The sequence below is a fragment of the Prevotella sp. 885 genome (assembly GCF_002265625.1).
In the GTDB taxonomy this organism is placed as follows: Bacteria; Bacteroidota; Bacteroidia; order Bacteroidales; family Bacteroidaceae; genus Prevotella.
Map to the genome: position 1 here is coordinate 25,671 of NZ_NOVE01000017.1, position 20,392 is coordinate 46,062.

At 44.7% G+C, this 20,392-nt stretch carries 29 protein-coding genes and 1 pseudogene; 20 read left to right on the forward strand and 10 right to left on the reverse strand.

Translation table 11 applies throughout. The features are described 5' to 3' along the window. Positions 1 to 16: 16 nt before the first annotated feature. From mobV to CHL74_RS07130, 7 genes are all read right to left on the reverse strand, one after another. Positions 17 to 1,474, reverse strand: coding sequence for a MobV family relaxase (gene mobV / locus CHL74_RS07100; RefSeq protein ID WP_094880470.1), 1,458 nt, complete (start codon positions 1,472 to 1,474; stop codon positions 17 to 19). A 267-nt stretch (positions 1,475 to 1,741) separates the two neighbouring features. Further along, positions 1,742 to 2,656, reverse strand: coding sequence for a hypothetical protein (locus tag CHL74_RS07105; RefSeq protein ID WP_141241263.1), 915 nt, complete (start codon positions 2,654 to 2,656; stop codon positions 1,742 to 1,744). 58 nt (positions 2,657 to 2,714) lie between these two features. After that, positions 2,715 to 3,212, reverse strand: a complete 498-nt coding sequence (locus tag CHL74_RS07110; RefSeq protein ID WP_094880472.1) for a hypothetical protein — start codon at positions 3,210 to 3,212, stop codon at positions 2,715 to 2,717. 13 nt (positions 3,213 to 3,225) lie between these two features. Next, on the reverse strand, positions 3,226 to 3,636 hold the full coding sequence (locus tag CHL74_RS07115) for a hypothetical protein (RefSeq protein WP_094880473.1): 411 nt from the start codon (positions 3,634 to 3,636) through the stop codon (positions 3,226 to 3,228). Next, entirely contained in the window at positions 3,626 to 3,988 is a 363-nt protein-coding gene (locus CHL74_RS07120; protein WP_094880474.1) for a hypothetical protein, read from the reverse strand. Before CHL74_RS07120 ends, CHL74_RS07115 begins: the two co-directional genes overlap by 11 nt. Then, entirely contained in the window at positions 3,989 to 4,444 is a 456-nt protein-coding gene (locus CHL74_RS07125; protein ID WP_094880475.1) for a hypothetical protein, read from the reverse strand. It abuts the gene before it with no gap. Between the two features lie 12 nt (positions 4,445 to 4,456). Beyond that, positions 4,457 to 5,335 (reverse strand): hypothetical protein, encoded by an 879-nt coding sequence (locus CHL74_RS07130; RefSeq protein WP_254923241.1) that lies wholly within the window; start codon positions 5,333 to 5,335, stop codon positions 4,457 to 4,459. A gap of 547 nt (positions 5,336 to 5,882) precedes the next feature. On the opposite strand from CHL74_RS07130, the pseudogene CHL74_RS07135 reads away from it, so the two are divergent. The 12 genes and pseudogenes from CHL74_RS07135 to CHL74_RS07190 all read left to right on the forward strand — a co-directional run bounded on the left by CHL74_RS07135 (position 5,883) and on the right by CHL74_RS07190 (position 12,738). After that, a pseudogene (locus CHL74_RS07135) lies at positions 5,883 to 6,511 on the forward strand (recombinase family protein). A gap of 22 nt (positions 6,512 to 6,533) precedes the next feature. After that, entirely contained in the window at positions 6,534 to 7,334 is an 801-nt protein-coding gene (locus CHL74_RS07140; protein ID WP_094880477.1) for a YqiA/YcfP family alpha/beta fold hydrolase, read from the forward strand. A 2-nt stretch (positions 7,335 to 7,336) separates the two neighbouring features. After that, the gene (gene trxA / locus CHL74_RS07145) at positions 7,337 to 7,636 is read left to right on the forward strand and encodes a thioredoxin (RefSeq protein WP_094880478.1); all 300 of its coding nucleotides are present in this window, start codon (positions 7,337 to 7,339) and stop codon (positions 7,634 to 7,636) included. A 24-nt stretch (positions 7,637 to 7,660) separates the two neighbouring features. After that, positions 7,661 to 8,038: a YccF domain-containing protein gene (locus CHL74_RS07150; protein ID WP_094880479.1), complete on the forward strand. Its 378-nt coding sequence runs from the start codon at positions 7,661 to 7,663 to the stop codon at positions 8,036 to 8,038. 24 nt (positions 8,039 to 8,062) lie between these two features. Next, positions 8,063 to 8,338 carry a DUF1294 domain-containing protein gene (locus tag CHL74_RS07155; protein ID WP_022121767.1) on the forward strand — a complete coding sequence of 92 codons (276 nt, stop codon included), beginning with the start codon at positions 8,063 to 8,065 and terminating at the stop codon, positions 8,336 to 8,338. Between the two features lie 21 nt (positions 8,339 to 8,359). Continuing rightward, entirely contained in the window at positions 8,360 to 8,923 is a 564-nt protein-coding gene (locus CHL74_RS07160; RefSeq protein ID WP_094880480.1) for a flavin reductase family protein, read from the forward strand. A 28-nt stretch (positions 8,924 to 8,951) separates the two neighbouring features. Beyond that, the gene (locus CHL74_RS07165; RefSeq protein WP_094880481.1) at positions 8,952 to 9,992 is read left to right on the forward strand and encodes a winged helix DNA-binding domain-containing protein; all 1,041 of its coding nucleotides are present in this window, start codon (positions 8,952 to 8,954) and stop codon (positions 9,990 to 9,992) included. Beyond that, on the forward strand, positions 9,993 to 10,226 hold the full coding sequence (locus CHL74_RS07170) for a hypothetical protein (RefSeq protein ID WP_094880482.1): 234 nt from the start codon (positions 9,993 to 9,995) through the stop codon (positions 10,224 to 10,226). Between the two features lie 29 nt (positions 10,227 to 10,255). Next, positions 10,256 to 10,771: a GNAT family N-acetyltransferase gene (locus CHL74_RS07175; RefSeq protein WP_094880483.1), complete on the forward strand. Its 516-nt coding sequence runs from the start codon at positions 10,256 to 10,258 to the stop codon at positions 10,769 to 10,771. Between the two features lie 236 nt (positions 10,772 to 11,007). Continuing rightward, on the forward strand, positions 11,008 to 11,571 hold the full coding sequence (locus CHL74_RS07180) for a type IV toxin-antitoxin system AbiEi family antitoxin domain-containing protein (protein ID WP_094880484.1): 564 nt from the start codon (positions 11,008 to 11,010) through the stop codon (positions 11,569 to 11,571). 13 nt (positions 11,572 to 11,584) lie between these two features. Next, positions 11,585 to 12,025, forward strand: a complete 441-nt coding sequence (locus CHL74_RS07185; RefSeq protein ID WP_094880485.1) for a ribonuclease H — start codon at positions 11,585 to 11,587, stop codon at positions 12,023 to 12,025. A 5-nt stretch (positions 12,026 to 12,030) separates the two neighbouring features. Further along, positions 12,031 to 12,738 carry an SDR family oxidoreductase gene (locus tag CHL74_RS07190; RefSeq protein WP_176452192.1) on the forward strand — a complete coding sequence of 236 codons (708 nt, stop codon included), beginning with the start codon at positions 12,031 to 12,033 and terminating at the stop codon, positions 12,736 to 12,738. Positions 12,739 to 12,927: 189 nt separating this feature from the next. On the opposite strand, the gene CHL74_RS07195 is transcribed toward CHL74_RS07190, so the two are convergent. The 3 genes from CHL74_RS07195 to CHL74_RS07205 all read right to left on the reverse strand — a co-directional run bounded on the left by CHL74_RS07195 (position 12,928) and on the right by CHL74_RS07205 (position 14,444). Beyond that, positions 12,928 to 13,425 (reverse strand): SLOG family protein, encoded by a 498-nt coding sequence (locus CHL74_RS07195; protein ID WP_094880487.1) that lies wholly within the window; start codon positions 13,423 to 13,425, stop codon positions 12,928 to 12,930. Further along, positions 13,422 to 14,003 (reverse strand): ribonucleotide-diphosphate reductase subunit alpha, encoded by a 582-nt coding sequence (locus CHL74_RS07200; RefSeq protein ID WP_094880506.1) that lies wholly within the window; start codon positions 14,001 to 14,003, stop codon positions 13,422 to 13,424. Before CHL74_RS07200 ends, CHL74_RS07195 begins: the two co-directional genes overlap by 4 nt. 63 nt (positions 14,004 to 14,066) lie before the next feature. Continuing rightward, positions 14,067 to 14,444 (reverse strand): DUF2958 domain-containing protein, encoded by a 378-nt coding sequence (locus CHL74_RS07205; protein ID WP_040552543.1) that lies wholly within the window; start codon positions 14,442 to 14,444, stop codon positions 14,067 to 14,069. Between the two features lie 521 nt (positions 14,445 to 14,965). Between CHL74_RS07205 and CHL74_RS15765 the strand changes: the two genes are divergently transcribed. The 8 genes from CHL74_RS15765 (at position 14,966) to CHL74_RS07250 (ending at position 20,364) form a co-directional block, all read left to right on the forward strand. Further along, positions 14,966 to 15,112, forward strand: a complete 147-nt coding sequence (locus tag CHL74_RS15765; protein ID WP_176452193.1) for a hypothetical protein — start codon at positions 14,966 to 14,968, stop codon at positions 15,110 to 15,112. A 69-nt stretch (positions 15,113 to 15,181) separates the two neighbouring features. Further along, the gene (locus CHL74_RS07215; protein WP_094880489.1) at positions 15,182 to 15,517 is read left to right on the forward strand and encodes a hypothetical protein; all 336 of its coding nucleotides are present in this window, start codon (positions 15,182 to 15,184) and stop codon (positions 15,515 to 15,517) included. A gap of 99 nt (positions 15,518 to 15,616) precedes the next feature. Continuing rightward, positions 15,617 to 16,867: a tyrosine-type recombinase/integrase gene (locus tag CHL74_RS07220; RefSeq protein WP_094880490.1), complete on the forward strand. Its 1,251-nt coding sequence runs from the start codon at positions 15,617 to 15,619 to the stop codon at positions 16,865 to 16,867. Between the two features lie 214 nt (positions 16,868 to 17,081). After that, the gene (locus tag CHL74_RS07230) at positions 17,082 to 18,071 is read left to right on the forward strand and encodes a hypothetical protein (protein ID WP_094880492.1); all 990 of its coding nucleotides are present in this window, start codon (positions 17,082 to 17,084) and stop codon (positions 18,069 to 18,071) included. A gap of 126 nt (positions 18,072 to 18,197) precedes the next feature. Next, positions 18,198 to 18,512: a helix-turn-helix domain-containing protein gene (locus tag CHL74_RS07235; protein ID WP_094880493.1), complete on the forward strand. Its 315-nt coding sequence runs from the start codon at positions 18,198 to 18,200 to the stop codon at positions 18,510 to 18,512. 29 nt (positions 18,513 to 18,541) lie between these two features. Continuing rightward, positions 18,542 to 19,015, forward strand: a complete 474-nt coding sequence (locus CHL74_RS07240) for a hypothetical protein (protein WP_094880494.1) — start codon at positions 18,542 to 18,544, stop codon at positions 19,013 to 19,015. A 24-nt stretch (positions 19,016 to 19,039) separates the two neighbouring features. After that, the gene (locus tag CHL74_RS07245) at positions 19,040 to 19,711 is read left to right on the forward strand and encodes an HK97 family phage prohead protease (RefSeq protein ID WP_094880495.1); all 672 of its coding nucleotides are present in this window, start codon (positions 19,040 to 19,042) and stop codon (positions 19,709 to 19,711) included. Between the two features lie 20 nt (positions 19,712 to 19,731). Beyond that, a complete protein-coding gene (locus tag CHL74_RS07250; protein ID WP_094880496.1) occupies positions 19,732 to 20,364 on the forward strand; it encodes a hypothetical protein in 633 nt (210 codons plus the stop codon). Positions 20,365 to 20,392 lie beyond the last annotated feature (28 nt).

Sequence of the window (20,392 nt, forward strand, 5' to 3'; positions counted from 1 at the left end):
ACAAATGAGCATGGTGTTACATTTTCTTTCTTTTTCTGACGGATGGAGCGCACATCTTGCGTGCCATTGCCAAGCATCTTCTTGCCCACTCCCTATCGTCTTCATCCGGTCGCTTGCCCCATCCAGAGCCCGGGCTGCCGCCTCCACCTCCATGCGTCTGTGCGATGGTCGTGGCATCATCCACGAAACCGCACACGAGGTTCAAGGCTACCTTAACAACATGGTTTCCGTCTTCAGCCAACTGACAGAGAAGCGTGCCGTCGAAGTCGAGTTTCACGCTGTCAGGGAGATTCGGGAAGCGAATGGCAAACTCATGTGCCAGGGTGTCGAGCATCACTCCGTTGAGATGATAGCTCATGTTGTGCGCCCAGGAAAGTTCAGACTGGTTGGCTTTGTCTTCCAGTTCACTGGCCTGCTTCTCAATCTCTTCCTTGTCATTACGTAGGGTGTCAAGCAACTGGTTGGTCTCAGAAAGTTTCTTCTCCTTGTCTGCCAGTTTATCTTCCACCATTGCCTTCTGCTGTTCAAGGCTCTGGATCTTACGGGCGATGTCGGCACTGATGTTGTCGCTGTTGGCTTGCAAGGCTCTCAGCGGTTTGAGTTCAGCTTCGAGGCGGTTGATTTCAGCCTTCAGATTCTCTATCATAGAGGTAAAGGATTTCTGCTTCTTCTGGGCGATGGAGAGTTCCACGTTCAGATCTTCGAGGGCTTTCCGGGTGTTCAGCATCTGGGCTTCGAGCGTCACGCACTCGTTGGCAAGCCATCGTCGATACTCTTCCGTAGAACGGTGACGTGCTCCAGTCTCTGCTATCGACACCCCTCTCGTGAGTCCCCATTTCTCATTGACCTTGGCCAGTTCGTCGTGCAGTGCAAGAAGATAGTTCTTGTAATCGATGCGGTTCTGACCATGGAAAATTTTCTTGAAGGCGAACTTCTTATCCTTGTCTATCGGCAGAAGCGCACAGTGGACATGCGGATTCTTCTCATCGCAGTGGACGATGAAGGAGACGATGTTTTCCTCTCCATATTTATCTGCCACAAAGCGGTAGATGTCCTGTGCCCACTTTTCTATTTCTGGCATTCGCCGGATATGCTCGTTGCCACCCTTGCTTTCAAAATCTACCTCTTGATTACCAAAGGCAAGCTCTCGCATACGTTCCGTTGAACCGCCGAAGATGAAATTCACCACGGTTCGGAAACGTGGTTCTGCCAGTCCTTCGTTGGGGTCTTTGATGCCACGTGAGGCGAGATTTTCTGCCATGCGCCTGGTAAGCGGACGGCTCTTGTCTATCGGGGCGACCATGCCACCTGGACGGATCTCGAAGTTGAGATGTTCACGGCTACGGTCGTAGTTGCCTTCACGCATGGCCTGGTTCCATCCCTTCTCCGTCCAGTCTCTCAACTCTTCGTTGCCTACCGAAGCGAGGCCTTTGGTAACCTTGATGTCCATGACCTGTTTTGATGATGTTCCCATATCGTATTTCTTTGCTATAGTCCTTACTCCATGAGCCTTTTTCAGTCTTGGCAACACCAGGAAATCTGACCCAGCTTGCTGTTTATCTGGTCAGCCCTCCCGACTACTTCAGTAGGTCGGGGTATTAGGCTTCCCAAGACTGAAAAAAAATGGCACGTGCAAGCACGCTGCCTCACGTTGCTTGAAATCATTCAGCGATGTGCTAACGGGCGTCCTGATCGCCATCAGCGTGCCTCGCATGGAATAAGGGGAATATGACTGCTGTTTTTAATCGTCGGAAGATTCCGCAGGTGCTACCTTTTCGGATGGCTCCCTGGCCTCAGTAAGAGGACGAGGGGGATTCACATAGTAGTTGGATGCGGAGCAGCAGATGTAGTGCTCGAAGATGCAATCCAGGAGTACTGTCTCCGCTTTCGAGTATCGGGTTGCCACTTCGTCCATATAACTCGGCTTGGTGTTGCCACTGATGGCTTTAGCCAGAATGCCAAGAGAATCGATCACCTTGTGCCAGTCCCAGACATGGTCTTTTCCGAAGAGCAGGCTCACGGAATCTGATAGCTCCTCAGGCAGTTCTTTCTCCTGATTGAGATAACCGAGGATGGAAACTGCCAGTGAATCAAACACCTGGGCTTGCTGGTTGAGTACACGCCTGGCAGGAATGCCTCCATATCCTTCCTGCTTGGCCATATTCATCTTCAAGTCGTAATAACGGCTGTAGGAATCGGCCACTTCCCTGGCGGTGGCTCTGCCTTTGATGAAGCGGATGAACTGCATGGCGCAGAAGTCGAGAATGTCGTCCGGACTCTCGATAAGAAGAGAGAGACGTTGCTCCAGGTTGACAGAGAAGATGAAGCTCTTGGAGTATGGCTCTACGGAAAGCTGGCCAAGTTTGGTAAGTCCGGAGATAAACTGGCGAACCGTGGCACGCTGCCATTGCCACTGACGGGCAAGTTCGGAAATGGTGGCAACAAACTGGCCGGGCAACAGTTGGAGGGCTCCATCGGTTCCCGGAGACTGATAGGCTCCTGAGGATGCTTTCGAAAGCAGGTCGCAGTAGGCTTCCAGCTTGCTGTAACGTTCCTCTGCTTTCGGCTTCAGAAACTCCAGCAATGAACGGTCAACACCTCGGCATCTGTCTGCTTCGGGTGTCTGTTGATTGGGATGATGAGTCATTTGAGTCATTTTTGATTTTGGAATGTTGAGCAAGTGGATATGATACTGTGCCAGTTGCAGGTGGCACCTAATAGTAATTTCTGATAATCAGCGCAAGCAGATCCTTCGGGTTGTTGATGGCCTCAGGAAGCCTCTTCAGCTGAAGAACTCTTTCAGATGGATAGAAGACTGCTGCCACACTGATAGTAAAGAGGAACAGAGATATGCTGTTCATATAAGGTAAGGCGTAGCAAACCATCGAGAGCAGCAAGGTGGCGAACCACAGCTTTTTCCTCTCATGCAAAAGATGGAAGGTGCTTTCTGCAATTTTCTTGTTGAGCAATACCAGGGTCAGGAGCGTTGACACTACGACAGAGAGATTGGGAGCTGTGACATGGCAACACCAGTTGATGAAGATAAGCATCAGCACGACCAGATAGGCATAGAGATTTCTTGCACTCTGAAACATGGCCATCTTCCACATAAACCGCTTCATGAATCCATATTCCTTCCTGTAAAGACAGAAAAACGCTGTCAGCAGGAGGAACGGAAAGGCAAACCGGATGAGGGTTAATATCTGTATCATATATTCCTTTATTTTACTTGTTATTACCTTTGTCGAGTGATTCAAGTCGCTCGGCAATTCTGTTATTTAACTGGATGTTGTAACTGGGTGACATCTGGTCTATGGTCGGGTCTTTCGCCAGTTCTTCATCTGCTTCTATAAGAAGACGGAGATAGAGATCCACATTGGAATTGTGGTCTAACTTCTCTGTGGACATGGCTGCAGTCGATTTGCCATGAGGCTCTATCGGGAGCATCGTATCAGGGTCGATGTCATCAGGAAGCTGATAAGCCGTCTGAATGCTTCGCATCACGAAGATGCAGAAGACTATCATCAGTCCGACAATCGCCTTGGCCATGATGTTTAAATCAAAGAGCATCAGAACAAGCACCATTACCAGGATGGCTATTATATAGAATGTATATACTTTTCGTTTAGTACTCATAATCGCTTAATTCAAGTTTGACGATTCCGAAGGATGCTTTCTCTATAATGTATTCGACATCACGCTGGGTGAGAGTGCCCTTCTCTACTCTACCCTTGGCGCTCGGATCTTTTCTACAAAGAGCTGCCAGACCCTGGTTCAAGTCGTATTCATTGATTTTCCAGGTTCGCTTCTTTCTGAAAGAGTAATGATCTCTGTAACTCTGGAGCGAAAGTCCCTTGTAAAACAGGGTCTTCAACACCCCATCCTGCAGGATTCTCATCTCTACCAGCAGTTCCGTATCTTTAACTATTATCCATGTTCTGTATCTTTGTATGATGTCTGCAATCAGGTAATACGTCTGTTTGTTCATCTAGAGACCGCAGTTGAAATCATTCATGATCTGTACGTGTTCTCGCTTAGCCCGGAACGTGCCGCGACGCTCGTGCAGCCGGAGGTCTTCAAAAAGATCTGCCGACATGAGTTCGATGGAGTTGTAAATCGTCACATTCAACTCGTGGATGAGTCCATCGGCGGAAGTCTTGCAGTTGATCTTGAACATCCTTTCGGTGACCGGATAGCAGTAGGCGCAGCATTCATGTCCGAACACCGTATGGACTGATGGCTCCAGATGGTAGAGAATGGCAAGGTCGGCATTCATTTCGAACATATCAATCACCTTGTCTATAGGTTGTGGGATATGCACTTCGTAGGGAAGAATGGCATAATCTTCGTATGCCTTTATCTCGCCAATCCAATAATTGTCAATCAGCTCTGGCAACAGCATGGGGCCGGATGCCTTGAATTTGTAGATAGCTTCCTGTAACATGATAATGAAAGATTAGAGGGTTGATATGTAAAGACGCATCAGCTGGGCTGGAATCTTGTTGGACACTTCCTTGTTGACAAGGTGCTTGCCTTCAAGTCTCGTGATGATGGCAGGATAATCCTTGGCGATGTCCGTCATCAGCTGAGCCTGTTCCGGGGTGAGCATGGCAATGGCCAGCGCATCCATCGAGAGATAAGGCTGCAATATCATCCAGAGATAGGCATTGGCTTGGATAGCATCTCTGATTTTTCCTCGCTTCAAAGCGTCACGGCAAACCTGGGCGTTGAGAATCAGACGGCGGTCTGTTCGCATCGACATGAGGACGAGGGTCTCAGAAGCTGGCAGCTTATTCCTGGAAGCAGACTTGTAGATGGCAGAACAGATGTCTGCCGTATGGTTGGTGATTTCCGTCATTCCGATGGATGAGCATTCGTCGATATGAGCGAGGAACGTGCGGAAATGGCGGTCTTCCTCATGCAGGAATGCCACGAGTTCCTTTCTTGACTTGATGCCATGCGACTTAGTGCTCAAAAGGAACTTTGAATAGTTGACCAAGGCTTTGTGAACTTCCAAGTCGTAGGCAGGCGATTGATCCAAGGTGGCGAAGAACTTGATGGCATTTTCCTTCAGAGAGCCGAGTTCCTTGTTGTCCTTATATAAAGAGGTGTGGAGCTTCACATAAGCCACATCACTCAAAGTACAGTTGCCTGTCATCCCCAGAAGTTCTGTGCGGATGGAGTCTGAAATCAGATCATACTTCATGGAAAGCCCACTGTGCGCATTGAACGAAGGATCCTTCTTAATGTAGTTCAAGACGGTGTCTCCATACTCGTGCCACTGGTTGATGAAACCTGCAAGCTGCTCTGCATCAGAGTCAGAATGCCCTTTCATCGTTTGAAAGAAAGCCTGGTACTGTTTCAAGGCATCTTCTGAAGACTTGAAATCATATTGACGACTTCCACTGCATGAGGTGATCATGAGTAAGGCACATAAAAAAAGCAAGTGAAAGAATAAACTCTGCTGAGTTGTTTTTCTTTCACTTGCTTTACTTTCTTTCATTTGGTTTTTGAGACCTGTTGCTGAAGAGTTACCGAGGCAACCGACAAAACTGTTCAACTGTACTGTATTCCTATTATCCATTGGCATGTAATTGAAAATTTTGCGTGCAAAGATACAGATAAAATTCCACATTAACGACACTACAATCAGACTTTATGTTATTTTATGTTTCATACTCTTTGCAGTATGATTATTGAAGATGCGCTCCTAATTTATAAATTAGGTTAAATCCAGTCTGCTGAACCAACAAAACCAAATAGTATGAATCCATTTCTGAATATAATTTGTATCTTTGCAGAAGAATCGTGCCTGAGCAGGTGTTATCCTGCCGTAAAAAGGCGCATAACTATCAAGTTATCAGTCAATAAAACATTTTGATATGGCAAAAGTAGGCTACATCATGGCTACATCCCAGTATGACAAACTGGAAGAAGACCGCAAATGGATGAACGAGTTCGGTTGTGTAAGAATCATCGAAGAAAGTGATGATAACGAACGCACAGACCGCTGTGGAAACAACTGATGGCAGCATTGCAAAGAGGCGATGAACTCGTGATTCCGAAATTTTCCAACGCCTTGCGTGGCAGTCGTGAACTGGCAATATTCCTGGAATTCTGCCGGGTCAAGGTCATTCGCATCATCAGCATCCACGACCGGATTGACTCCAGCAACATCCTGTTCCCGGAAACCAAGCCATCAGACGTATTGGTAATGATGGGTTCCCTGCCCGACGAAGTCCTTGCTCTCAGGAAATCAGCAGAGCATGTAATCAAGCTGCAGGAGAAGATGATTGTGTCCCTGCCTCCTGTTTCTGCCAGCAAGATGCAGAAGCTCGACAGAGAGAAGACTGTGGTGAACCTCTATGTTGCAGGACATCCGATAGATGAAATCTGGAGAGCCAGCGGATTCAGAAGCCGAAGCTCCGTTTTCCGCATTCTCAATAAGCACGGAATCAAACTGAATAGAGGCAATCACTCCGGACCTATCAAGAAAAGAGACACAAAGTAAACAAGACATTGAAGATTAGAGCATGAAGAAGATACTTTTCCTACACGGATTCTTCGCTACGGGCAGCTGTCCGATGGCGAGAGCCTTGAAAGAGGCGTTTGAGGGGACGGCGGTGGTGCTGACTCCCGACCTCCCTTTGCACCCCAAGGAGGCACTGAAGGAGATTCGCTCCATCATCGACCGAGAACAGCCCGACTTGCTTCTGGGCAACAGCTGCGGCTCTTTCCTCGCCCAGATGCTGGCTCCGGTGGTGGGCATTCCTGCCCTGCTCGGCAATCCGTATTTCATGATGACGGAGTTTCTGAAGGAGCGAATCGGCGAGCATGAATACAAGGCACCGAGAAGGGACGGAAATCAGCGACTGGTGATTGACGAGGCGCTGATTGAGGAGTTTGCGGAACTGGAAGCCGTGCAGTTTGACCATTGCAACCCCTATTATAAGAATCGTGTGTGGGGACTTTTTGGTGAGCAGGACACCCTGGCTCACTTCTCCCCTCTCTTCCTGGAGCACTACAACCAAGCCTTCCATTTCCCAGGCGGTCATACGCCTACTGAGCAGGAGGTGAAGACCTGGTATGCTCCCCTTGCCCAGAAAATGCTGATGGAGTTTTCAGCAAAGGAAGAAAGATATTTCCAGCACTTTAAGGGCGGCAAATACAGGTTCATCCATTCTGCCTTCGACTCCGAGACTCAGGAGCGCATGGTGGTTTATCAGGCTCTCTATGGAGACCAAGCCTATTGGGTAAGACCGGAAAAGATGTTCTTCGGGAAAGTTACGAGGGACGGCAGAACTTTCAATCGTTTCACGGAGATAGACAAATAATTATGGAGACATTCAATAATGTAATAAACAGTGGCCAGCTTGTTCTGGTCGATTTCTTTGCTATATGGTGCCAACCTTGCAAGGCGATGCACCCCATTCTGGAGCAGGTGAAGAGTGTATTGGGCGACCGCATCCGAATCATCAAGGTGGATGTAGATAAGTACGGCGTAACAGCAAGCCAATTCCGCATCCAATCCGTGCCAACGCTGATGCTTTTCCGAAACGGAGAAGTATTGTGGCGCACAAGCGGTGTGGTAGATAAAGCCGAACTGCTGGCTACGCTTGATCCTTTCTTGACATAATCAAAAATATAAAAGAATAATCTTATGCGCATAATAGGAAACTTACTTTGGTGGCTCTTCGGAGGTCTCGAAGCTGCCATCGGTTATTTCACCGGAAGTCTGGTTCTTGCATGTACCATCATCGGCATTCCCTTTGCGATACAGACATTCAAGATTGGCCTGCTCTGCCTATGGCCTTTTGGTTCTACAGTAAGAGAATCGAATAGTCCAACTGGTTACATTCGCATTCCGCTGAATTTACTTTGGCTGATTTTCGGAGGATTGTGGGCTTGCCTCATGCATCTGTTCTTCGGCTTTCTCTTATGTATAACCATCATCGGCATCCCTTGGGGAAAACAGCATTTCAAGATGGCCGGTCTTTCGCTCGCACCATTCGGCAAGGATGTGGAGTTGGGATTTTAAAGTGATAAGAAGAAGTTGAAAGATATGAATACATTACACAGTTGCCTCACCTACTATCTCCTTGCCATCAATGCAGTTGCATTCATCATGTACGGCATTGATAAATACAAGGCCAAGAAAGCCAAGTGGCGCATTTCGGAAGCCACGCTTTTGTTGCTGGCTGTACTTGGAGGAAGCATCGGGGCATGGATGGGAATGAAAGTCTGGCACCATAAGACGATGCACAAGAAATTCAAATACGGCATTCCTGCCATTCTGCTGATACAGATTGCGCTGATGGCGTATTTACACATGAATTAATAAAAAAAAAGAACGAAGCATATGAAAAGTTTTTCACCAAAGCCGTGGTTTGCACCACAGCCTGTGCTGATTATCGGCACATATAATAAGGAAGGAGTTGCCAACGCAATGAACGCTGCCTGGGCTGGACAGTGGGACATGAAGGAGATTATGATTTCGATGGGAAATCACGTCACCACAGACAACCTGAAGCTTGGTGGCGAGTTTACCGTTGCCTTCGCTACCAAGAAGACCATGGTGGCTTCTGATTTCGTGGGCATTGTTTCTGCCAAGAACGACCCGAAGAAGATGGAGAAGACGGGATGGAACATCGAGAAGGCAACCATGGTCAACGCTCCGGTGTTCACCGATTTCCCGATGACCCTGGAGTGCCGCATCAAGGAGAAATATGACGAAAGCGAAACCGGCTATTATCTCGTTGCTGAAATCGTCAATATTCTTGTAGATGAGAAGTACCTGGCAGAAGACGGAAATCCAGACATGGAGAAGATGGAGCTGATTGTCTTCGACCCTATTCATCACGGCTATATCCAACTGGGCGAGAAAGTCGGCAACGCTTTCTCTGACGGCAAGGCTTTGAAATAATCAACGTAATTTTAACGACTCAGAAACAATGAATCCAATAGCAATACGCCTGCTTTCGCAGCAGCTCATCTGCCCTCAATTTGATACTCCCCAAAAGGTGGTGTCTCATTTTGGAGCCATGCAAGCCCAGGATTACCGGATGGTAAGATGGGCTGTGATGATGCGTACTCGCAAACCTTCTTCCTTCGCATTCAAGAATGCATACGATGAGGGTGAGATAGTCCGTCTTCACCTGCTGCGTGGCACTTGGCAACTGGTTTCAAATGAAGACTATTGGTGGATGCTGGACCTGATTTCACCTAAGGCAACTTCTGTTGTAAAAGGATGGATGAAGAGTAATAAAATCAGCATCGATGATTCTGAGCTCAATCTGATTCACGAGATATTTGTTCAAAAAACCGATGAAATGCAGTCTGTGACAAGCAAAGACCTGAACGAGGCTTTGCTCGAAAAGGGCATCATCATGGACAAACATCGCCTATCCTACCACATTCGCTTTAACGAATTGAACGGTACTTTCTGCAGCGGCAATCTTCTTCCTACAAAGGCAACATACAGTCTCACGGAAAAGAAGATTCCCCGAACTGCCAGGCTGGAACGTGATGAAATGCTGATGCTTCTGGCAAGAAAATATTTTCAGAGCCATTCACCAGCCACATTCGAAGATTACGTCTGGTGGTCAGGACTGAGCACTTCTGATTGCCAACGAGGCATTGAGTTGCTTGGTTCAGAACTGAGGATTGAAAAATGGAAAGACTATCGGTTCTATCTGCATGAATCATGTCGAACACGTGGATTCAGAAGTGGGAAGACTCATCTGATAGCTCCCTTTGATGAATATCTGATTGGTTATAAAAGCCGGGAATTAGTGATCCATCCGCATCAAATGCCTTCTGCATACACTAATAATGGCATTTTCTTTCCTGTTATCGCCCATGATGGCAGAATTTGCGGCAACTGGAATCCTTGGGAGAAAAATTTCAACATCAGTTATTTTGATTCGATAGAAAAGGATTTGTCATTTGAGAAGCAATGGAATACATTTAATGAAACGATAAAGAAAAAATAAATGGCTATTGATACAACAAACCTCTGTTCACATCTTCAGAAGAAATTGTTTGAACCTGAGGGAGTATATTATCCTATCTGGCAAGCCATGCAGAATGATGAGGAGCTGACAGCCGTGGTTCGCTCACGACAACTTCATATTTATCGTAACGGCAAGAAGATTCTCATTCTCGCTGGCAAGGCTCAGCCGAAGATTATCAGAGAAGATAAACTGAACGAATTGATAAAAATATAAAGAACGAAGAATATCATTGAAATAATCTGATGGAAACAGAAAGAATTTTACTTCGATATTGGCAGGAATCAGATGCAGAGGTGCTCTTCAAGTACGCCTCCGACCCTGACGTAGGACCACGTGCTGGATGGCCGGCGCATAAGTCTGTTGAGGATAGTCGGGAGATAATCCGGACATTCTTCCATAATGAAACGACATGGGCGATTGTGTTGAAAGAGACTGGCGAGACTATCGGCTGCATCGGCTACTACACCCATGAGACCAGCAACATCCCTATCGGAGAAAACGACTGCGAGGTGGGCTACTGGATAGGAAAACCTTATTGGAACAAGGGAATCTGCACCGAAGCCTTGAAGCTGATGCTCGACTACTGCATCAACGAGAAGCATTTTGAAAACATCTGGGCAGACCATTTCACAGGCAATCCTGCATCAGGAAGAGTCATGGAGAAATGCGGTTTCGTCGATACAGGTATGTTGAATAAATGTAGCCAGCTCGTGGGTGGCGACAAGGATATGGTCAAGGTGTTTAAGTACAACGGATAAAGGAGAAAAATAGAATGATGAGAAAGAAATCAAGTGGCAAATAACCATGCATTGTCCATTCTATCATCCCGTACAAAAGTACCACAATCAGCAACATTTGTGGTACTTTTGTACTAAAATAGCTATAAAACTGTTGGAATGTATTAAAAAAGAGCGGATTTTAAAAGTTTCCAGTACAAAAGTACCACAATTAAAAATATTTGTGGTATTTTTGTACCAAAATTAGGAGAACAATTATGGAAACAAAGAATTCATTCATATCATCAGCAAGCGTCAAAGTACAAGGACGAACAGCTTACTACAAGATGCTGGAAGCCGTTCGCCAAGGTGAACTGATTCAGGTTTGCCGTGGCGTATATGCTAACATAGACCAATTGTCAGCATGTATGGTTGATATTGAGTCTATTGTTCCCAACGGAATCCTCTGCCTTTGGTCTGCCTGGAATATCCATCAGCTTACGACATCCATGCCGCAGGCTTATCATGTCGCCATCAAAAGGGATAGAAAAGTAAAAGTACCTTCATTCCCTAAGATAGAGCTCCATCACTATACTTCCAACATTCTTGAAATCGGCGTGATGGAGAAAGTCATAGATGGATTTAAGGTAAAGGTATATGATGTAGAACGATGCGTATGCGATGCAGTAAAGTTCCGAAACAAGGTGGGCATGGATGTCTGTTCTGAAATCATCGATAACTATCTTTCCAGACCAGAAAGAAATATCAGTAAACTAATGGATTATGCCAGACAATTGCGTGTTGGCAATATCCTGGAAAATTATCTACAAGTGAAGCTATGAGTAAAGAACTATAATGGTACAAGATACTTCTACATATTACGTTTGGATAGGTGGCTCATGTGATTATGGCCATAAAGAGAGAGCTGGTGGTGCTGCCGTTGTGATTGAGCATAACGGCAATATCATCAGCCGTGATGTAATCAGCGACCTACACACCACTGAGTTCCGCATGATGCTAACCCTCATGGTGAAGGTAATGCAGGAAATACCGGAAGGTTCCGACATTCTCTTCCTGACCAATGCCGCCTACATTCAGAACTTTGACAAAGCTCCAACATCAAAATCTGCCAACCCGGACTTGATCATTCAATGCATCGAGGAAAAGGAAAGGCACAACTCAGTCGGAGTCAAGATTGTGCAATATCACAAGAGTCCATTGCTGATAGAAACCCATGACAGGGCTACGGAAGCAATGGCAAAGACAAGGAAGGAGTTTCATCTGAAAAACAAATGAAAATAATGGAATACAAAGATAAAGTAGTCATCGTGACAGGTGGCGCACAAGGCATTGGCAAATGTATTGCCGAAGAGTTCAGAAAGCAAGGAGCTCTGGTAGAAGTCATCGACAAGCAAGAAGGACTTGATCATTTTGTTGGCGACCTCTCAAACAAGTATGCTATTGAGGAGTTCACGAAACTGGTAATCGAAAAATACGGCAAGGTAGATTTCATCGTGAACAATGCCCTACCCCTGATGAAAGGCATTGACGAATGCTCATACGAAGAATTTGAGTATGCGCTCAAAGTTGGTGTAACTGCGCCATTCTACATGGTGAAACTCCTGAAGAATCATCTTGCAGAAGGTGCTTCCATCGTCAATATTTCATCTTCTCGCGACCGCATGAGTCAGCCTCAGACAGAAAGCTATACGGCAGCGAAGGGCGGTATTGCAGCACTCACACATGCCCTTGCCGTCAGTCTTGCAGGCAAGGCTCGTGTCAATTCCATCTCTCCTGGATGGATAGATACGGACTATAAAGTATATGAGGGTCCCGATGCCTATCAGCAACCGGCAGGACGTGTCGGCAATCCTCTCGACATTGCCAACATGGTACTTTTCCTCTGTTCCAAAAAGGCAGGTTTCATCACAGGCGAGAACATCTGCATAGATGGTGGAATGACCCGACAGATGATTTACCATGGTGATTGCGGATGGAAACTGGAATAATACTCATATAGGAAATTGAGTAATAGTACACAAAACTATTGAGACCAACCCTTTATCGGTCTCGTCTGAAATCGTTGCGTCCGTCTCCATGCCACCATGCGCCCAGAAAGGCGAGGATGGCACGGAGAACGACGTAGATAACGATGATGTCAACAAATTCATTCATAAGCTTGATATTTAGCGAGTTATTCAATATATATTCACCACGGGAATGCCCAAACTATTGGCTTTCTTGAAAGTGTAGTAGGTTCCACCCTTCTCTCTCCCATCATAGAAGGCAATGAGAAGGGACGCATTCTCAACCATGAACTCGTCTCGGTCAAGAAAACATCGGGTGTAATAGTATTCTGAAAGGATGATCACCTCATCTGCAGAAGCCATCAATCCATCATAAACCATCCTATCGCCGGGCTTGAACCTATCTGCCTGACCTCTGAAAGGAATGGCTGCGGTAAGCGTCATTCCCGGGCAGGAAGGTTTCAGCAACTGCACAATCTGGGCTGCCATCAAGTCAATACCGATGGCGAATCCCGAAATAAAATTGCTGATGCCATGCTCGTAAGCTTCGAGGATGGCTTTGGTCAATCGCTCTCTTATGACCTCCTGCTGTGAGAAGTTGTAAAAGCGATGTCCTGTAAAGGCTGCCGAAACAGCCTTGTCAAACTTTGTCATATTCTTTCTTTTCATTGCTGTACATATTTATATGATGTCTTGCCGAGGAAAATGCCGTTTGTAACGTGCGCCCCTACTTGTTCTAATTGTGCGGTGTAGGCACAGAAAGAAGTGCCGGTAGTGACCACATCGTCCCAAATGCAGACTATCTTGTTTTTGAAGAAGTTCGCATCCACCTCAATATTATTCTTTTCCTTCAATCGCTTTTCTCGCTCTTCCTTCTTGACCTTTGTGCCATGAACTGCGGTACGTTCGCCAACAACCTTGACATGGGAAAAGCCGTTGATTGCTCCGGAAAACTTGCAGACAAGTTCAGAGAAGTTCTTGTTGCGTGCCTCGTTACGTTCCTGGCTGCTTGCAGGAACACAAGAGAAGACAACGCTGCGAACCTTACGGCCAAACTTCTTGACAAGCATCTTTGCCACGCACTTCGCCACATCTGCATGGTTTCGACCATCCTTGAAATCATAGATAACCTGGCGGTCGAAGAATGCATCCATACCGATGTTCTTGATACGTACCGGATAATAGCGCAAAAAGCTGCTCAACTCCTTATCCTCCTGTCCCTTAATGTAAACCTGTACCATGTTCATAGCTTTAATTGTTGTTACTTGGCAGGTAGCAGCCATCAGCCACTACCAACCGAGAAAAATGTTTCAATCGTAAAGTCTGTTGAGGAAAGACTGCAACTCTCTGTCGATGATTTCAGAAAGCTGACATGGTTGGAATGGCTTTCTCTGCTCCACTCTGACCTTGCCGAGTCCGAACTTGGTTGCGTCCAACTCCACACTTGCCATTTCATTGGCAGAAATGTAGCTGTACTCAGTCTCAGCCAAACCTACAACGATGCCAAAGAGCACAAAATCATCATTCTCTCGCTGTCCTTCAAGAATGTACCAGCGAGCGTTGCCGATGAAAAACACTGCGATGCAAACTGCATCCTTCTTCTTGCTATCCTGGGAATAGAGCGGATAGTCCTGCATTGCCTTCTCCAATTCTGGAGTAATCAGGCGGTTGTTGAAATCTTTTGCCATAGTCTCTAAATTTTTTTCTCCCTTTCGTTAAGTCCTTTCGGACTTGGGATCGGGAAGCTTTTTCTGCTTTTCAAAGTGCGTACAAGGCAATAAGGCAAGTCTGATGGGAAGAATACTCTTTTGCATGTTACATGGAAAAGGAAGATTGTTACCGAATCACGACTTGCTATTTGCCAAATACGCGATAACTTTGCAGAAACAAGTTATACGACACCAAAGTACGCACAAATAAAACACAACCAAAACAATATTAAACCGCTGTAAAACAGCTTTTTAGTATCTATTTTATCGCTTATTATCGTGTTTTGTTTATGTGTTAATTATTCTTTATTTGTGCATTATTTGTTGCTATTTTGTTGCACATTCCAATATTTTTTTGTATCTTTGCAATGTCACAAACAAGGAAAGGTCAACTAAGGTTGACTAAATATTAACAACTTAATTTGCAAGATATGAAATACAGCGAAGTAAGAATCGGGCAAAAGGTTTTAGCCCTGAGACCATTAAACACAGAGTGGAAAATGGTACGTATTATTGGAAAATCGTATTCAACGATTTTCGGCGGAGTTATCACAATTGAGGATGAGGACGGCGAGACCTTCACTTATAATCGCCGCCGTGGCGAGCCTTTTCCGTGGCTGAAAAAGCCGACAAAGGCGAAGCCATAACTTATTTCAAAAGTAAGTAAAACCAAGCATTACAAACAAGCATTTCGCAAACTTTTAATTTATTGGAACATGAATAACAAATTTATTTCGACTAAGAGACACGGACAAAGCCATCGTGAGCAATTCGCCAACGGCAAGAAAAAAGCCGCTTACAAGCGAGCCAACAAAGCCAAAGAGCATATTATATCATCTTTGGCAAGTGCCAACAACGCTTTACATCGTGAGCTTGAAGATACCAAAAAGCTAAGTGATTTCTATTTTTCACAAATTCAAGAGAAGGACAAACAGATTAACGCCCTTCTGGAGATAGTTTCAAGCTGCAAGACCCAGGGCGGCAAATTGATACCTGATATTGCAGAGGTTGCACAACAGCCAAGCACAGACAAGGAGCAAGGCGATAATTGATAAAGTTTTAGAGATTTAGAATTTTCGTTCCACCCAACGCCCGGCAATCAAGACGGCGAAAGGTGGAACGACCTACAGAGAATTATATATTTTTCAATCATGGGAGCAAGAAAGAGCGACCCTTCAAAGGGTAAGATACAAGACTTTGAACGCCGATTTGTAGACAAAGAAAAAGGCGCAATTAAGTTAAGAACCCGAGAACGTGCAAACGGGAATTTCGTGATATATCTTGATATGTATATTGGGGAAGGTAAACACAAATGTGAAACCGTTAATATAGATAACCAACCCTTGTATTTAGTGCCTGAAAATGGACGTAACGACACCATTAACAAGACCCGAAACAACAAGACGTGGGAACAAGCAAAAGCCGTCAAGGCTCAAAGAATCATAGACAAGCAAAACGGTGAATTAGGTTTTAACCAATCGGTGGAACGCCGAAAAATGGAAGTTTTGGCGTATATAGAGCACTACAAGGACGAAGCAATAAAAGAAAGCAAAGAACGACATGTGCATTTAACCGACATTCCGGGATTGTACAACCATTTCAAAGATTTTGTGGCAGGGACAAAGATAACATTCGCACAATTGGATAGAGATACTATTTTGCGTTTTATTGATTTCCTGAAGACTTCAGCCTACAAAAAGAGCGTTAAAAGTTTAAAGCCCCAAAATATTGGTATTGGAACACAGCATAATATTTATAGTGCCCTAAGTGGTATTTTGAATAAAGCGGTACAGGCGGGAATCATAGACGTAAATCCGTGCTATTTGATTGCCAAAAACGAGAGACCCCGAAAGCACAAAGCAAATGTCAATTATTTGACCGTGGAAGAGGTGCAGCAGCTTATAAAGACACCTTGTTATTTTGATATGTTGAAGAGAGCCTTCCTTTTTGGTTGTTCCACGGGATTGAGGGCAAGCGACATTTCTGCCCTTACATGGGGGCAAATATTTGATGATGAGTATTTCGGCAAGGTGGTGAAATTGAAAGTACAAAAGACCCAACAGGAAGAAACTTTGCCTTTGCCTTCTTTGGCACTCCACGTAATGTCAGAACGAAACGGAGCGTCAGACAATGAGTTAATCTTTCCTGATTTTTATAAATCAAGAATGGGTGAAAAGTTGCAGAAATGGGCAGACGATGCCGGGATACATAAGAAGGTTAGATTTCATGTTTCCAGACATACGGCGGCAACGATCAACCTATCTTTGGGCGTACCGATAGAGACCGTTTCAAAGTTGTTGGGACACTCTAATATTACCACAACCCAGATTTACGCCGAAGTGATTAACGAGAGTAAAAAGAAGGCGATTGGCCTTCAAGACAAAGCATTTAAGTTTGATTAATATGATAATAACAGAGCCACAAGTTACGCCAACAGGGCTTTATAACATGAGCCAGGCGGCAAAGGCGTTAGAGATAGACCGCCACACACTCGCACGATATGCGGCGAATGGTGATATTAAATTCCGTGTTCGAAAGGTTTCTAAGCAGAAACTAGTAACTGGATCGGAGATAATAAAATGTTGGAAAACAATGTATTTATAAGGAACAAGTACAATGAAAGATATATTGAAGTTTGGGCAATATGTGCGACAAATCGCAGAAGCCCAAAGCAGGGGCGACACAAAGCGAGAAAAGAGACTCGCACAGAAGGGGGAAGAATGGTTTGATATTTACGGCGTTCCCGATTATTCAGCAGAGACAGGCGAAACAGTGGGTGAACTCCCCTTCTTTGAGGACTTGAAAGCCGCCGAGCGAACAGGCAAAGACGGAAAGAAGATTCTTTTCAGTAACCTTCAGGACGCACAAAGCATTAAGGAGCAAGCCGAAGAGTATCTAACAGCAACCGAGGGCACAAGAGCCCCCGGGCGTTGTTATATACGCCGTTGCCTGAATGCCGTTGAAGGAATAATCGAATATCTGGAGAAGCTGCAACAAGTATCAAGGTTTGCAGCTTTTCCAATCGATCAAGGCGAAGTCGCAGGCGTTGAACCCTTACAGGCGGTAGAAAGCGCAGAAATGAACGAGGAGCACCGAAAACCCGAAATTGTTTGTTTCGATTTGCCACCACAAGAGGAAAAAAGAGACTCTCTTTTCAGACAAACCGAAGTTAGAACCGATATTCGATTTATAGATTTCAAAGACTATATAACACAACTTACCCAAAATGGTATATTGTGCCAAGGGGAAAAAGATTCGGTTAGAAAGCTGCAAGCGGGATTTAAGTCTTTTCTAATGGGAGCCACCAACAAAGAAGATATTAGCGAGTTTGGCAGTAAGGATTATTTGCTAGTTGGAGACACTAAGAAATTTGTTTTGCTTATAGATAAGTTGCAGTCTAAGGTAAAAGCAGATATGAGAAAAAACAATCTTTGGAGTATAACCCGAAAATGGTTTGTCTATAGAAAAGGGGGGAAAACAAAAAAGTTCGGCAAAAATTCGCTAAGGACAATTTGCAGCAAGGCAAAAGCACAACTCGTTTCAAACGATAGAAGTATTGATGATTTAGTTACCCAATTATTGAATATCATATATAAGAATGTGTAAACAAAGCGCAGTTGTTAACAATATTGTTAATTCCCTTGTTTACACATTACAATAAAGGTCTGAATTTCGGTTCAGACCTTTTTTTATTGCCGTATCTTTGCAGCACAAACCAACAAACAAAGCAATATGAATGAAGAAATAAAGCAATATTTAGAAACTAAGTTTCGAGAGTTGGAAGCAAAGATTCTGATTCAGCAGAAGCGAGTTTTGAACACCGATGAAGCGGCGCAGTATATAGGGATAAGCAAATACACCCTTTACCAAATGACAAGCAAGGGCGCAATACCATTCAGCCGCCCAGAAGTCAAAGGTAAGCCGTCTAGGTACATATATTTTGACCGGTTGGCCCTTGACGAGTGGTTACTTTCCAACAAGTCAGAAGTACAACCAACGACAGTTGCAATGATTCAGAAAGCGGCCAATCAAGTATTATTCCGTTAATCGTTGCACAACTTCAAAGAAACAAGACAATGGAACAGGAAATCAGAAAAAGCATGATCAAGAATGCAAAACAGAAAAGTGGAAATCACTTGAAAATGTTTGCAGGCCTTTATAACAAGGCTTGTAGTCTTGAAATGTTTGTCCCACAAAAAAACGGTGAGATTCTTTTCAAAGCAATGATTTGCGGACTAAGCCCAGACGAAAAGACGATCAACACGGAAGGCAAACAATTGGAGCCGGACAAATTGCCGATGTTTAATATATTCTTGATATTCTTGAAAAAGTATGCAGAGCAAAGCGGCTACAAACTTTATTGTGCATACGACATGAACGTTAAAGAGTGGATAAAATGCGATGTTACAGCCTACAATCAAGCTATCTGCAAAATGCAAGGTTTGGCAAACGCTCATTATCCCGAACTTATAGATATTGGGGGGAATCTCAACAAGCTAGCAAGGGACACAATAAGAACAATAAAGTTAATAGGGAAAATTTCCAAATAATAACATTAAAATTTAATTGATGATATGGAAAAAATTGAATTGAGAACCACCCAGGGGCAGCAGTCACGCCCAATTCTCGTAAGAGATGCACAGGGCAAAGAAAGCCGAGTTATTGAAGGCTATGCAATTGTTTTTGGGGCAGAATCACAAATTCTTTGTGACGGTTACGGTTATTTTATTGAGACAATAGACAGAGCGGCTCTTGATGAAGTGAAGCTAAAGTCTTTTGATATTCGTTGCCTTCTGGAGCATAACCCGGAACGTTTACTTGCACGTTGGCGCAATGGTGAAGGAACGCTCGAATTATCAATTGATAGTCACGGACTGAAATACAGATTTGAAGCACCGAACACCACGGACGGAGATACAGCCCTAGAACTCGTAAAGCGTGGGGACATTTTCGGCAGCTCATTTGCATATTTAGCCGATGAGGATTCAGTTGTTTGGGATAAGAAACCAGACGGCACACCGACCCGACACGTGATGAATATCCGCTACATGGAAGACGTTTCACTTGTAAGCCGCCCGGCATACATGCAAACAGAAGTTAGTTGTCAAGACCTTGAAAAGAGAGGTTACAAACCTATGGCAGCACCCCAGGGCGCAGTATCTGCAAAGCGAACAAAGACGCAAGCGCAGTATATACAGGAGAGCCGCAAGGCCGCCGCAGAAGTATTCAAGGGAGTGTTAAACTAAAAAGAAGGGAAGGACATTATATGTTTATTTATTACAAGCAGAAGGAAAAAGACGACCTTGCAAAGGTTGATTCTATAAACAAGACGTTGGCGAAAGCCCACAAGGGCATGTACGAGTTTATGGAAACAAGTATTAACCGCCTAAGTTGGTATATGGTTCTATCTGGGGCAATGACTTTTAAGGAGGCGTTGATGATGAAATACGCAGAAACTCACGTTTCCCAAAAAGAAATTGACGAAAATCCGAACCTTGGAATTTATGCGTATGTTTGCCCACAAGATGTGCAAGAGTTTGGCGATACTATAACTAAAGAATTGGGAAAGGTTAAATTCCCTACAGACGTTATAATATTCGAACACGGCACAATAAAACCGCCAATTATATCCCCGGAGTTGATAAAGAAATATTACCCACGTTTGTACACGTTGGAAGTTGAAGAATTAAGCCCGGAAGCAATAGCGGAAAAGAAAAAAAGTGCAGAGGGAAGCAACTCTACATTTTCAGGTATTGAGAATATCAAAACCTACATGAACCGAGTACAGGTATATACAACAACGCCAAGACCCGGTTTCCGCCGATTGGCAAACGGAAAAATGACTTTTTCCGAAGCCGACTATTACAGAGACGTGGCAAAGAAGAAATTGAACGTATAACAAGAGGGGGCGCAATTATGAAACGCCC